The sequence below is a fragment of the Ruegeria sp. AF1 genome (genome assembly GCF_056542125.1).
Genome location: NZ_JBQFZG010000016.1, coordinates 64538 through 76632 on the forward strand (window position 1 = coordinate 64538; position 12095 = coordinate 76632).

General features: G+C 59.4%; 15 protein-coding genes. 8 read left to right on the forward strand and 7 right to left on the reverse strand.

Annotated elements, in window-relative coordinates; genetic code table 11:
* Positions 1–36 precede the first annotated feature (36 nt).
* Positions 37–1329: a helix-turn-helix domain-containing protein gene (locus ACR0BK_RS17210; protein ID WP_480555630.1), complete on the reverse strand. Its 1293-nt coding sequence runs from the start codon at positions 1327–1329 to the stop codon at positions 37–39.
* A gap of 209 nt (positions 1330–1538) precedes the next feature.
* On the opposite strand from ACR0BK_RS17210, the gene ACR0BK_RS17215 reads away from it, so the two are divergent.
* From ACR0BK_RS17215 to aat, 4 genes are all read left to right on the forward strand, one after another.
* Positions 1539–2075, forward strand: a complete 537-nt coding sequence (locus ACR0BK_RS17215) for a LuxR C-terminal-related transcriptional regulator (RefSeq protein WP_209505755.1) — start codon at positions 1539–1541, stop codon at positions 2073–2075.
* Between the two features lie 151 nt (positions 2076–2226).
* Entirely contained in the window at positions 2227–2721 is a 495-nt protein-coding gene (accB, locus tag ACR0BK_RS17220) for an acetyl-CoA carboxylase biotin carboxyl carrier protein (RefSeq protein ID WP_480473619.1), read from the forward strand.
* A 9-nt stretch (positions 2722–2730) separates the two neighbouring features.
* Positions 2731–4080: an acetyl-CoA carboxylase biotin carboxylase subunit gene (gene accC, locus ACR0BK_RS17225; RefSeq protein ID WP_480495078.1), complete on the forward strand. Its 1350-nt coding sequence runs from the start codon at positions 2731–2733 to the stop codon at positions 4078–4080.
* 48 nt (positions 4081–4128) lie between these two features.
* Entirely contained in the window at positions 4129–4770 is a 642-nt protein-coding gene (gene aat / locus ACR0BK_RS17230; protein WP_480555631.1) for a leucyl/phenylalanyl-tRNA--protein transferase, read from the forward strand.
* On the opposite strand, the gene ACR0BK_RS17235 is transcribed toward aat, so the two are convergent.
* From ACR0BK_RS17235 to ACR0BK_RS17260, 6 genes are all read right to left on the reverse strand, one after another.
* Positions 4716–5084: a DUF2155 domain-containing protein gene (locus ACR0BK_RS17235; RefSeq protein ID WP_480484511.1), complete on the reverse strand. Its 369-nt coding sequence runs from the start codon at positions 5082–5084 to the stop codon at positions 4716–4718. The genes aat and ACR0BK_RS17235 overlap by 55 nt on opposite strands.
* The gene (gene mlaD, locus ACR0BK_RS17240) at positions 5081–5533 is read right to left on the reverse strand and encodes an outer membrane lipid asymmetry maintenance protein MlaD (protein ID WP_480488409.1); all 453 of its coding nucleotides are present in this window, start codon (positions 5531–5533) and stop codon (positions 5081–5083) included. The genes ACR0BK_RS17235 and mlaD overlap by 4 nt, the downstream gene beginning before the upstream one ends.
* Before the next feature lie 11 nt (positions 5534–5544).
* The gene (locus ACR0BK_RS17245) at positions 5545–5928 is read right to left on the reverse strand and encodes an NADH:ubiquinone oxidoreductase subunit NDUFA12 (protein ID WP_267364687.1); all 384 of its coding nucleotides are present in this window, start codon (positions 5926–5928) and stop codon (positions 5545–5547) included.
* 80 nt (positions 5929–6008) lie between these two features.
* A complete protein-coding gene (locus ACR0BK_RS17250; RefSeq protein ID WP_480473622.1) occupies positions 6009–6371 on the reverse strand; it encodes a RidA family protein in 363 nt (120 codons plus the stop codon).
* A gap of 195 nt (positions 6372–6566) precedes the next feature.
* A complete protein-coding gene (clpX, locus tag ACR0BK_RS17255) occupies positions 6567–7835 on the reverse strand; it encodes an ATP-dependent Clp protease ATP-binding subunit ClpX (protein WP_480473623.1) in 1269 nt (422 codons plus the stop codon).
* A 132-nt stretch (positions 7836–7967) separates the two neighbouring features.
* A complete protein-coding gene (locus tag ACR0BK_RS17260; RefSeq protein WP_480473624.1) occupies positions 7968–8600 on the reverse strand; it encodes an ATP-dependent Clp protease proteolytic subunit in 633 nt (210 codons plus the stop codon).
* Between the two features lie 359 nt (positions 8601–8959).
* Between ACR0BK_RS17260 and ACR0BK_RS17265 the strand changes: the two genes are divergently transcribed.
* From ACR0BK_RS17265 to ACR0BK_RS17280, 4 genes are all read left to right on the forward strand, one after another.
* Complete coding sequence (locus tag ACR0BK_RS17265; protein ID WP_480473625.1) at positions 8960–9301, forward strand: ArsR/SmtB family transcription factor; 342 nt, start codon at positions 8960–8962, stop codon at positions 9299–9301.
* Between the two features lie 60 nt (positions 9302–9361).
* Positions 9362–9499, forward strand: coding sequence for an entericidin A/B family lipoprotein (locus tag ACR0BK_RS17270; RefSeq protein ID WP_209505735.1), 138 nt, complete (start codon positions 9362–9364; stop codon positions 9497–9499).
* Between the two features lie 830 nt (positions 9500–10329).
* Positions 10330–10746 carry a type II toxin-antitoxin system Phd/YefM family antitoxin gene (locus ACR0BK_RS17275; protein WP_480555632.1) on the forward strand — a complete coding sequence of 139 codons (417 nt, stop codon included), beginning with the start codon at positions 10330–10332 and terminating at the stop codon, positions 10744–10746.
* A gap of 479 nt (positions 10747–11225) precedes the next feature.
* Positions 11226–11948 carry an SAM-dependent methyltransferase gene (locus tag ACR0BK_RS17280; RefSeq protein ID WP_480555634.1) on the forward strand — a complete coding sequence of 241 codons (723 nt, stop codon included), beginning with the start codon at positions 11226–11228 and terminating at the stop codon, positions 11946–11948.
* The last annotated feature ends 147 nt before the right edge of the window (positions 11949–12095 follow it).

The following is a 12095-nucleotide window of genomic DNA, read 5'->3' on the forward strand; positions in this document are numbered from 1 at the left end:
GGTTCCCGCCAGATTAAGCGGTCTGTCATGAACGTGTCAAAAACCTTCGCTCAAAATCGACGGCTCGCGCCGGGCTTTGCAATCGCGGTTTGGGCAGACACGGCAATTCGGCCCGACCTGAGTGACCGGCACCCCGTCTGACGGGTCCCTGACCGGGCGCACCACCATGACCGAGCGATAGGCCGGATCCTGATCGTATCCCGACACTGCATGCGGCCAGGCATAGGCAACGCAGTCGAACACGGCCGAGGACCTTCCGGTCAGGACGACCTGTTTGCGCGCCGGCACCAGCGGACGGCTTAGGGCTGTGAACAGCGGCCAAAGCGGGCAGACATCGCCATGCCGGGGCAAGGTAAACCCCTGAATCGGTTTGAGAAACAGGATACTTCCGGACGCGTCGCACAGCACCATGCCAACCGGTTGTGACAGGATGCCATCCGGCAGAAAAGCCAGCCGCCTGAGGACGGTGGCAAAATCAACCGAGAACCGCTGCGCCAGTTCGATGGGGTTCGGATCACCCTGTTGAACAACCGCTTTGACGGCCTCCAGCGGCAGGGCCTGCGCGTCTGCGCGATAGATCCTGAGAACTTCGCGCGCGACGGTGCGCGCCGCCGAGGTATTGAGCCCGCTCAGGTCAACCGCGTCCACATCGCCACCGTCTTCCAGTTCGGAAATCGTGTAGCCGCGGGTTTCAAAGAAGGCTTCGACCTCTTCCAGGGGAACGGCACGTGGATCAACCGCCGAGTCGCTTTCGTCGAGGAAGGTCACCAGCGCCTTGGAACTGCCTGCCAGCCGTTCGGCATCCTGATGCAGGTTCTTGTGGAAACGCTCGCGCCATTCGGCCTCGATATCTTGCGTATCCGCAAGGATCGCGGCGGTCGAGCGTATGGCTGCGGCGGTTGACAGAACCTCGTGCATCGACGCGGCCAGTTGCGGGTCGTGCGTAAGGCGGTCGGACAGGGTTTCGACGTTCCGCTCCAAAGACACGACACGGCGATGCATCTGCGCCAGAACACCGGCCCAGCCGGGAAAACGACCGGCAAACTCCTCAAGCCCGTCAACCTCGGCCTGTTGCCCGACCGCTTCTTCGGCCGCTTCACGCAGGGCGGAAACCAAAGTTGCCTCGATCCCTTGTGTCAGGACCGAAGGTTCAACGCCCAGCGCCGCCGCGATATCGACCAGCAACTTGCCCCCGATCCTGCGGCGATTATGTTCGATCAGGTTCAGATAAGACGCCGATACGCCGGCCTGCCGCGCCAGTTCCGCCTGCCGCAGTCCGGCAATCTGGCGTCTTTCGCGAATGCGGCTGCCTGTCAACGTGTCGCGCATGTCTACTTTCCCTGAATTCAGATCCGGCGGAATTCACATTCGTTTTCAGATTATAACATCTGTTTCTGTAGGTTAATCATTTCTTTTCAACCGGCATTTACAACTTTCACAAACTGGCGCAGACCACAGCATCTGTTTCGGGCGTCAATCTGGCGCAAGACATCGCATCCCCCCTTCATTTCCGCGCGCTTTCCCGGCACCATACACGCATGAGCGACCCCGCCTTTGAATATGCGCCGATCGGGCTTGTTGAGCTGGAAAACCGGATCATCCGGCGCTGCAACCTGCAATTTGCCCGCACCTTTGGCGGAGAAGAAAACGACTATCGCAACATGCCACTGTTGCACCTTTACCCTTCGGTCGCTGATTGGGAGAGGATCGGTGAGCGCAGCCTGCAGGTGATGCGCGGCACCGGGTATTACACGGATGAGCGCGTCATGCGCCGCCGCAGCGGGGACCTGTTCTGGTGCCGCGCCCGGGGCCGGTCGCTGACGCCGGACGACCCGTTCCGCCACGGCATCTGGAGCTTTTCCGACATATCCGAGGAACGACCGCTGGTTGAACTGACCATCCGTGAACGCGAAGTGGCCATCCTGTCCTGCCGTGGCCTATCGGCCAAGGAAATCGGAGCAGAGCTGGGACTGAGTTATCGCACAATCGAAGCTTACCGCGCCCGTTTGCTTGAAAAATTCGGCGCGCGAAAGCTGTCTGAACTGGTCGCCAAATTATCGGGGATGCCCCTGTGAGCTGTCCGACCCTTTAAATTACGCGTGAAACGCATGCCAGATGGTGCGAGTCGGCGCTTTTCATGCACCGCCGCTTAGCCTATAACCCTGCGTAATTTGATCAGAGCCCGCAAGAAACAGACGGGCCAAAGGGGAACCGTCGAGGATACTCATGACAGACACTAAACACGAAGCGGATGTGGCATTCATCAAGGCTCTGGCCGAGTTGCTGCGCGAAAACGATCTGACCGAGTTGCAGGTCAAACGCGAATATGGCGAAGAAGACAGTCTGAACGTGCGCGTCAGCCGTATGACACAGACCGTGGCCGCTCCGGTTCAGATGGCTGTTCCTGCAGCAGCGCCCGCCCCCGTAGCGGCACCGGCTGCGGCCCCCGCGGCGGCCCCTGCTGCCGCCGAAGATCCGGCCAGCCATCCGGGCGCTGTCACCTCGCCTATGGTGGGCACGGTCTATATGCAGCCGGAACCCGGAGCGCCCGCTTTCATTTCCGTCGGCGCGACAGTGTCCGAAGGCGACACGCTGCTGATCGTCGAAGCGATGAAGACCATGAACCACATCCACGCCCCCAAATCAGGCACCATCAAGCGCGTGCTGGTGGGCGATGGCGACGCTGTTGAGTTCGGCACCCCTCTGGTCATCATCGAGTAAGGCGGGCCCATGTTCGACAAGATCCTGATAGCCAACCGAGGCGAGATCGCCCTGCGCGTCATCCGCGCCGCACGCGAGATGGGGATAAAGACGGTTGCCGTCCACTCCACCGCCGACAGCGACGCGATGCATGTGCGCATGGCGGACGAATCGGTGTGCATCGGCCCCCCGCCCAGCCCGCAAAGCTATCTGTCGGTGCCCGCCATCATCTCGGCTTGTGAGATTACCGGCGCGCAGGCGATCCATCCCGGCTATGGCTTTTTGTCCGAAAACGCCGAGTTCGTGCAGATCGTCGAAGATCATGGCATCACGTTCATCGGTCCCACCGCGGAACATATCCGCGTCATGGGCGACAAGATCACCGCCAAGGACACAATGAAGGCGCTGGGTGTGCCTTGTGTTCCCGGCTCGGACGGTGGCGTTCCCACGCTGGCCGACGCCAAACGCATCGGTGAGGAATTCGGCTATCCCGTCATCATCAAAGCCACCGCTGGCGGCGGAGGGCGCGGCATGAAAGTCGCGATGAACGCGGACGAGATGGAAAGCGCCTTTATGACCGCACGCGCCGAAGGCAAGGCCGCCTTTGGCAATGACGAGGTCTATATCGAGAAATACCTGACCACGCCGCGCCATATCGAGATTCAGGTCTTTGGCGACGGCAAGGGCAATGCGGTGCATCTGGGCGAGCGCGATTGTTCGTTGCAGCGCCGTCACCAGAAGGTCTTTGAAGAGGCCCCCGGCCCCTGCATCACCGCCGAAGAGCGTGCCCGGATCGGCAAGATCTGCGCCGACGCGGTGGCCAAGATCAACTATATCGGCGCGGGCACCATCGAGTTCCTGTATGAAAAGGGCGAGTTCTATTTCATCGAGATGAACACCCGCCTGCAGGTGGAACACCCGGTGACCGAGGGCATCTTTGACGTCGATCTGGTGCGCGAACAAATTCTTGTTGCCGCAGGTGAGCCGATGTCATTCGGTCAGGACGATCTGAAGATCAACGGTCACGCCATCGAGGTCCGGATCAACGCAGAGAAGCTGCCGAAGTTTTCGCCCTGCCCGGGCAAGATCACGGCCTATCACGCGCCGGGCGGTCTGGGCGTGCGGATGGATTCGGCGCTTTATGACGGCTATTCGATCCCGCCTTATTACGACTCGCTGATTGCCAAGCTGATCGTGCACGGCCGCGACCGCAACGAAGCGCTGGCGCGCCTGAAGCGGGCTTTGGGAGAGCTGATCGTAGACGGCATCGACACCACCGTGCCCCTGTTCCACGCCCTGTTGCAGGAGCCCGATCTGCACAGCGGCGCGTACAACATCCACTGGCTGGAGCGCTGGCTTGCGGAGAACATGGAAAAATAAGGTCCAGGTACCAGAGGGCCCGCGCCCTCTGGTCGCCCTATCACCGGCATGAGCCTGACCCCCGAACTGCTGTTGCACGGGTATTCCATCGGTATTTTCCCGATGGCCGAACACCGCGACGATCCTGAACTGTTCTGGGTTGACCCCAAGTTTCGCGGGATATTTCCGCTGGACGGGTTCCACATCTCGCGCAGTCTGGCCCGCCGCATCCGGAACTGCGGGTTCGGGATTTCAATCAACCGGGATTTTTCCGGCGTCGTCGACGGGTGCGCTGACCGGTCCGACACCTGGATCAACGCGGAACTGCACGCCCTTTATCGCCAGCTGCATCAATCAGGCTATGCGCATTCACTGGAAGTCTGGGACGGAGCGGCGCTGGTGGGCGGCGTATATGGCGTGACGCTGGGGGCCGCGTTCTTTGGCGAAAGCATGTTTTCGCGTCGCACGGATGCCTCGAAAATCGCGCTCGCCTATCTTGTGGACCGGTTGCGGCAAACCGGCTTTCACCTGTTTGACACGCAGTTCCTGACCGCGCATCTGGCGTCCCTTGGGGCGATCGAAATCCCGCGTGGTGCTTACAAGAAAGAACTGGAAGAAGCCCTGAGCCAGAGCGCCGACTTTGCCGCGCCGATCACTCAGTCCGCAGAAGGCGTGATACAGCGGATGACCCAAACGTCATACCGCGCGTGATCCAGCGCATTCAGCGCCGGAGAGGTCGCGATCATCCAGCCGTCAAACAGCTGATCCGCCTTGCCCGTTTCCCAAATGGTCAGATAGGCGAAGGCATCGCCTGTCGGGTTGTCCACCGGATACCGGCAATCCCCCAGCGCCACATCCAGCCCGAACACAGGTTCGGTCTGACCTGTCTGCAATTCGATATCAACCGTCTGGCCACTAACCTTGTCGAGCCCCCGCAGCATGGCGCCGGGGCCAGAGTTGACTTTCTGCTGCGCGGCGGCGCCGGTTCCAGTCAGCAACAGGGCAATCAGGGCGGCGCGCATCATTCGCCGCCATCTCCGGCCACGAACTTGACCAGCAGCGAGATCAGGCTGACCGCACCCTGGGTATCCTGAATCTCGTCTCCGGGTTCAAAAAAGAAGGGCGAACCGCCGGGCATAACTTCGACAAAGTTTCCACCCAGCAACCCTTCGGACGAGATCACGATGGCGCTGTCATCGGGCACAAGAACGCCTTCCGCAACAGAGAAAGTCGTGTCAGCACGATAAGTATCCGGGTTCAGCTTGACCCCGGTAACAGTGCCGATTTTCACACCGGCAAGACGGACATCGGTGCCGACGCCCACCCCTTCCAGCGACCGGAACGAGGCGCCCAACTCATAGCCCGCAGCACCTTGCGACAGGCCGGTTGATTGGCTGGCATAGACGCCAAACGCAATGGCACCGGCCAAAACGACGCCTCCGACAAGAACTTCGGTCCAGTTATGGGTCGACATCTTCGCCTCGTTTATTCCGGGCTCCAGGCCTCGTAATCCCTGCGCTCAACCGGCTTGGCCCGCCGCAGCGACCCGGCAGGCGCATAGGCCAGCGCCGTACCTGTCAGGTTCTCCTGATGCGGTTTTTCCCAGGCTTTGTGCGGCAGCGGTTTGTCGGTCGGGGGTTCGTCCCAGGTGCGGTGCAACCAGCCGTGCCATTCGGGGTCAACCCGGCTGGCTTCGGCCTCGCCATTGAAAATCACCCAGCGCCTGCTGTCGTCGGCGGTGCGATAAAACACATTGCCTTCATTGTCTTCGCCCACTTTCACACCCTTGCGCGCCGTATAAAGCTGCGTGTTCAGTGTTGAACCGTTCCACCAGGTCACGGCTCGTAAAAGACTGTTCAGGATTCCCATCGGCTGCCTCCGGCATTTCGGTCGAGAGAAGGTATGGACCAAAGGCTCGCCAAGGTCCAGTGCCCCTTGGGCTTCCAGTGTCACTGCGGCAGGATGGCGGTCACTTCGATCTCGATCCGGTACTTCGGATCAATCAAACCGCATTCGATCATCGTCGCAGCCGGTGGATTGGCGCCAAACGTCTCGGCCAGAACCGGCCAGCACGGCGCGAACTCATTGCGGTCCGGCAACATGTAGGTGACCCGAACCACATCTTCAAAACCTGCGCCCGCCTCAGCCAGTGCCTTGCCGATGACATCCAGCGCAGACCGGCATTGCGCCACCACGTCCTCGCCCTGCCCGACGGTCCCGGCGACATGAACCCAGCCGCCCGCAACCACCGCACGGCAATAGCCGACTTTCGCCTCAAACTCACCGCCCGAAGAAATGCGCTTCACTGTCATAACCCGTCACCTTTGTTGTTCGAAAGTTTACTTAAGCTCCCGCCGCCTGACCGCGCATGCCTTCGCGAGCGAGCGACGGATCCCCAGCTTCATCTGGCTATAAATATCCCGGGGGAGATGCCCGAAGGGCGGCGGGGGCAGAGCCCCCTGAACCGGTTCAACTGAAGTCCCACCGTCGCGGCAAAAAGCCCGGCCTCAACCCGCCGAGGCCGATTCCTTGGCCGCATCGGCATAGATGAACAGCGGCTGCGCGTCGGACATCACCGCCTCTTCGTTCACCACAACCTCGCTGACATTTTTCATGCCCGGCAGTTCGAACATGGTGTCCAGCAGGATATCCTCGAGAATAGATCGCAGGCCGCGTGCACCGGTCTTGCGCTCGATGGCCTTCTTGGCAATTGCCTTCAGCGCGTCATCGGTGAAGCCCAACTCAACATCTTCCAGCTCAAACAGGCGCTGGTATTGCTTGACCAAGGCGTTCTTTGGCTTGGTCAGGATGGTGACCAGCGCTTCTTCGTCCAGATCCTCAAGCGTTGCCAGAACCGGCAGACGGCCCACGAATTCGGGGATCAGGCCGAATTTCAGCAGATCTTCGGGTTCCAGATCCTTGAAGATCTCACCCACGCCGCGCTCGTCATTGTCACGCACATCGGCACCAAAGCCCATGGCCGAGCCCTTGCCGCGTTGTGCAATGATCCTGTCCAGACCCGCAAAAGCACCGCCACAGATGAACAGGATATTCGTGGTGTCCACCTGCAGGAACTCCTGCTGCGGGTGTTTGCGGCCGCCCTGCGGCGGAACGCTGGCCACGGTGCCTTCCATCAGTTTCAGCAGAGCCTGCTGCACGCCCTCACCGGACACGTCGCGCGTGATCGACGGATTCTCGGATTTGCGGGTGATCTTGTCGACTTCGTCGATATAGACGATGCCGCGCTGCGCGCGTTCGACATTGTATTCGCTGGCCTGCAACAGCTTGAGAATGATGTTTTCAACATCCTCGCCCACGTAACCGGCTTCGGTCAGCGTGGTGGCATCGGCCATGGTAAAGGGAACATCCAGTATCCGGGCCAGTGTCTGCGCAAGCAGCGTCTTGCCACAGCCGGTGGGGCCGATCAGCAGAATATTGGATTTCGCCAGTTCGATATCATTGCCCGCCTTCTGGGCGTGGTTCAGACGTTTGTAGTGGTTGTGGACCGCAACCGACAGGACGCGTTTTGCGGTGGACTGGCCGATCACGTAATCGTCCAGCACCTCACAGATATCCTTGGGCGTCGGAACGCCGTCCGAAGACTTCAGCCCGCTGGCTTTGGTCTCTTCGCGGATGATGTCCATGCAAAGTTCGACACATTCATCACAGATGAAAACGGTCGGGCCTGCGATCAGCTTACGCACCTCATGCTGGCTTTTGCCGCAGAAGCTGCAGTAGAGCGTGTTTTTCCCGTCACCGCCTGAATTCGTCGCCATGATCTACCTTTCGGGCCTCATCCCAGCACCCCCGGCGGGGATGCGTTTTCGCCTGTTCGTGCAGCTTAGGCCAGCGTTTTGGCCGCTACAATCTCAAAATGGTTCCTGCGCCGGTGACGCAGGCTCCGGAACTCAGACCTCATCCGCGTCCGTTTTTGCGCGGTTTTCCACGATCTCGTCGATGTGGCCCCATTCCTTGGCCTCTTCCGGGCTCATGAAATTGTCACGGTCCAGCGCTTTTTCAACTGCTTTTTTCGTCTGCCCGGTATGACGTACATAGATATCATAAAGGCGATCCTTGAGTTTTTGCGTCTCGGCCGCGTGGATCATGATATCACTGGCCTGGCCCTGATATCCGCCGCTGGGCTGGTGCACCATGATCCGGCTGTTGGGCAGCGAAAAGCGCATCCCTTTCTCGCCACCGGCCAGCAGAACCGATCCCATCGAGGCGGCCTGACCGATCACCAAAGTGGAACATTTCGGCTTGATATACTGCATTGTATCGTAAATCGACAAACCGCTGGTCACAACGCCACCGGGCGAGTTGATGTAGATCGAGATTTCCTTTTTGGGGTTTTCCGCTTCAAGGTGCAGCAGCTGGGCCACGATCAGATGGCTCATGCCATCGTGTATCGGGCCGTTGATGAAAATGATCCGCTCTTTCAGCAGGCGGGAGAAAATATCGTAAGCGCGCTCGCCCCGGCTGGTCTGCTCAACGACCATGGGGACAAGCGTATTCATGTAGGTATCTACGGGATCGAACATTCGCAACCTGCCTGTTTTGCTGTGGATCGGGACATTATCCCAACAAGTGTTACCTGAGTCTTAGTGTTGGCTCCGGGGGGCTGCAAGGGGGTGTCGGTGAGAACACAGAACGAATGTGGACCAACGCCAATAAGAATGCCACACCTGCCGCTGCCTCGCATTACCACCACATCCGTGATTGCGCCCTGCACAAGGGGCTGCGGGAAAAACGGCTGCGGGTTCCCCTTTTCTGATCACGGTTTTTTGATTCATACATATAGCAATAATTGATCGAAACATGTACTGAAGGGGCTCGCAGGTGACGAGCTTTACGTAACGGAAACTACGCCCGGTCAACGGGTTCACAAGGAACACATTCGATGGCACTTCCACAGCTGTCCCAGGACATGTCGCAACACGACCTGGATCGTATGGTCGATAATGCGACACGCGCGTCCAACTTCCTCAAAGCAATCAGTCACGAAGGCCGGCTGATGATCCTGTGCCACCTGGTGTCCGGTGAGAAATCTGTCACCGAGTTGGAAGAGCTGTTGTCCGCCAGACAAGCCGCTGTTTCGCAACAGCTTTCCCGCCTGCGTCTGGAGGGGCTTGTGATACCGCGCAGAGAGGGCAAAACCATCTTCTACCGGTTGGCCGATGACCGCCCGCGCCGGATGCTTGAAGTGGTGTACGAGCTGTTCTGCGGTGAGGACAAAGGCTAGCTCTGGCTTGGTGTCGAGAAAGGTGCTACCGAATCCGTATCGAGCACTGAGGAGACACACATGATCCGCGTAATTCTGATTGGCCTGAGCCTGTTTGCACTCACCGCCTGCGAAACCGCCAAAGGCGCGGGTAAGGATATCGAAAAGGCCGGGGATGCAATCCAGAACGCAGCTTCGGACGTGCAGGAAAGCCTGTAAACGCGCTTATCTTGCGGGCGAGCCGGACATTAACGCAATATATGGTTGAAGATTGCGCCCACACGCAGTAGTCTAGCCCTACAGGTGCATAGACGCGGCATTGCATATCTGACACTAAATCGGGGCTCTTTCGCGCACGCAGAAGAGCCCCGTTCCCGTTCGGCAGGGGTGAGTGGTAGCCTGTATGAAACCGAATTTCGGCATAAGAAAAGGCGTCAGGTGCGCAGACGCGGTCTTTGCATGTACCCTTACGGATACGCCCTGACGCCTTACCGGGTCGACGCACCCCGAGGAGCACTCCGATCCAGTCGCCCCAGCCCCCTGAGAGACTGCAGCCGCCGCTTTGTCCCCTAAGGTCCATCGCGACATGCATCGACCGTTTGAGAAGATGGCCACCCGACCTGGGTCCGAGACCCATATCTGGCTGATCACCAACCGGTAAGCCTTTGCAGTTAAATGCAAATCCTAAGATCCGCCTTCCTCTGCTCAGACCCCCTTGGCCTTTGCGTCCCGCCCCGGTTCCGAAGACCCTGTGCGGTGAGATGACTGTTGCACTACGCCCTGCATCCGACAAGAAAATAGCACTGCAGCATGAAAATTAGACGGGGATAAGATGTTGATATCCAGCGGGAGAATTTTGTGGATAACCCCAGAATCCCCGATCCTGCGAAGGGTTGAGGGCGGAAAAAACCGGACATGACCCCGGCACCCGAAATTCCCGCGATGCTGCGGGTGCAAAACGCTCCGTGCGGACCGTTAGGCCGAAATTGTGCGATTTGTACAACGCTCGGACCTCCAATCTTACGAATCGTACAGACGGAGATTCGCCGATGCGCTGCACCATTTCCTTTGCCCGCGCCCATCTGGGGCCGTTGATCACCCGCGCCCAGGACCCGCGCGAGGTGATCATCCTGACCCGGCACGGCAAGCCGCTGGCCGCGCTGGTCTCGATGACCGAGGCCAACCGGATCTGGCAGTTGCAGGATGATGAGGAGATCGGATGGAAACACCCGCTGTCGGGGCTGCGCGGGATGTGGTCGAAGGGGCGCAACATCCCCGGTATGGAACCGGGACCGGACGGCCGCTATGTCACCGCGCGCGAGGCCGCGCTGAAGGTCCGCGAGATCCAGATGACCCGCGCCGAGGAACGCCGCATTCTTGCGCGGGGCGGTCTGGATCCTGTCGCAGGCGGTGAATTGGCCGCCCGGCCTGCCTCCGCACGATGGAGACGCTGGTTCCGTTTCTGAGAAGCGTTCCGGCCCGGCGGTGGTACCAACACCCCCTCCGCCGCAATCCGTGAGCAATGGCGGCTCATACCCCTTAACAACCCGACCGGGCCGGAAACGCTTCGGTTCACCTGACGGGCCGGAACGGGGTCGAAAACAGTCCCGGTGCGCAGGCTACGGAAATCTCTGATCTGATGATCGGCACCCTCCTTTGGGATGCGGGCCGTGGTGGCCTGTGACTGAGATTGGAAGGGCGCGCGGCGGTTGCAACCTGCCTGAAGGAAACTTCATCAAGGGTTCATGCGCGGGAAAGGTGGACAAGAAGAAAACCCCATCCTGCCGGGTATTGCGCATTGCGTTTTTCCTTCCAACACCGCGCGCCTCAACTTAAACAGGGATTTCAGGCAACTGCCCTCATCCGGGGCGCCCGATCCAACATGAAAAGCCCTAAACACAAGATGCGATTTCCAAAGCGACAACATCGAGAGTTCAAGAGCATTGTGCGCAGGTTCCGCAACGAGTTTTCGCTGTTCGTGCTGGAACAAAGCCGCGGACAGGTGCTGTGCGGGCCGATGAAGGGGTTTCGCTTTGTCGAAAACGCATTCTGGGGTGGGCATTCGGATACGGCCACGAAAATCTTTGGCCTGTATGAGCAGCAGAACCTGAAGGTGCTGAGCAACTCGGACAAGCCGGTGCTGGTGGATATCGGCGCGGCGGACGGCTTTTGGGGCGTCGGGCTGGTGGCCGCGGGGCAGTTTGAAAAAAGTGTGTGCTTTGAAGTTTCGGCAAAAGGCCGGGATGTGATCCGCGAAACGGCGGAACATAACGGTGTGGGCGACCGCGTGACGGTGTTTGGGGATGCGCTGACGGACACGGTTGCAAATATCGCAAGCGTGGCCCCTGACCCGGCGGACATCTTCTTTCTGATCGATATCGAGGGTGTCGAATTCAGCCTTTTGACCGAAGATTTTCTGACGCATTTCCGCAGATCGGAGTTTCTGATCGAACTGCACCCCCAGATGGTGGAGGATGGCGATGCGAAACTGAAAGCGATCGAAGCGTTCTGCGCCGGGTATTTTGATATAGCCTATGTGGACGGAAGCGTGCGCGACACGTCCGAGATGGATGAGATTATCCGGTTGGGGGATGATTTCAAATGGCCGATCCTGTCCGAGGGTCGTGGTTTTCCGATGCAATGGTTGCATTTGGTGCCGCGCGGGTGAGGTGTGGGTCAGACGGTTGACCCGAAGGCCGCGAACGGCCGATATTGTTGAAAAACAACGTGTTGCTGGCGCAGAGAGAGGCGTACCGAACTGAGCGCGAGTGCCTTTCTTGTCAGGCTTTGCTCGTTTGCTGCGGTGCGGGAAAGA

Coding starts and splice junctions, on each gene's coding strand:
- mlaD (WP_480488409.1), bottom strand. CDS start 5,533: ATGTCGACCCATAACTGGACCGAAGTTCTTGTCGGAGGCGTCGTTTTG.
- ACR0BK_RS17215 (WP_209505755.1), top strand. CDS start 1,539: ATGAGCGACCCCGCCTTTGAATATGCGCCGATCGGGCTTGTTGAGCTG.
- ACR0BK_RS17210 (WP_480555630.1), bottom strand. CDS start 1,329: ATGCGCGACACGTTGACAGGCAGCCGCATTCGCGAAAGACGCCAGATT.
- ACR0BK_RS17270 (WP_209505735.1), top strand. CDS start 9,362: ATGATCCGCGTAATTCTGATTGGCCTGAGCCTGTTTGCACTCACCGCC.
- aat (WP_480555631.1), top strand. CDS start 4,129: ATGAGCCTGACCCCCGAACTGCTGTTGCACGGGTATTCCATCGGTATT.
- accC (WP_480495078.1), top strand. CDS start 2,731: ATGTTCGACAAGATCCTGATAGCCAACCGAGGCGAGATCGCCCTGCGC.
- clpX (WP_480473623.1), bottom strand. CDS start 7,835: ATGGCGACGAATTCAGGCGGTGACGGGAAAAACACGCTCTACTGCAGC.
- ACR0BK_RS17275 (WP_480555632.1), top strand. CDS start 10,330: ATGCGCTGCACCATTTCCTTTGCCCGCGCCCATCTGGGGCCGTTGATC.
- ACR0BK_RS17265 (WP_480473625.1), top strand. CDS start 8,960: ATGGCACTTCCACAGCTGTCCCAGGACATGTCGCAACACGACCTGGAT.
- ACR0BK_RS17260 (WP_480473624.1), bottom strand. CDS start 8,600: ATGTTCGATCCCGTAGATACCTACATGAATACGCTTGTCCCCATGGTC.
- ACR0BK_RS17245 (WP_267364687.1), bottom strand. CDS start 5,928: ATGGGAATCCTGAACAGTCTTTTACGAGCCGTGACCTGGTGGAACGGT.
- ACR0BK_RS17250 (WP_480473622.1), bottom strand. CDS start 6,371: ATGACAGTGAAGCGCATTTCTTCGGGCGGTGAGTTTGAGGCGAAAGTC.
- accB (WP_480473619.1), top strand. CDS start 2,227: ATGACAGACACTAAACACGAAGCGGATGTGGCATTCATCAAGGCTCTG.
- ACR0BK_RS17235 (WP_480484511.1), bottom strand. CDS start 5,084: ATGATGCGCGCCGCCCTGATTGCCCTGTTGCTGACTGGAACCGGCGCC.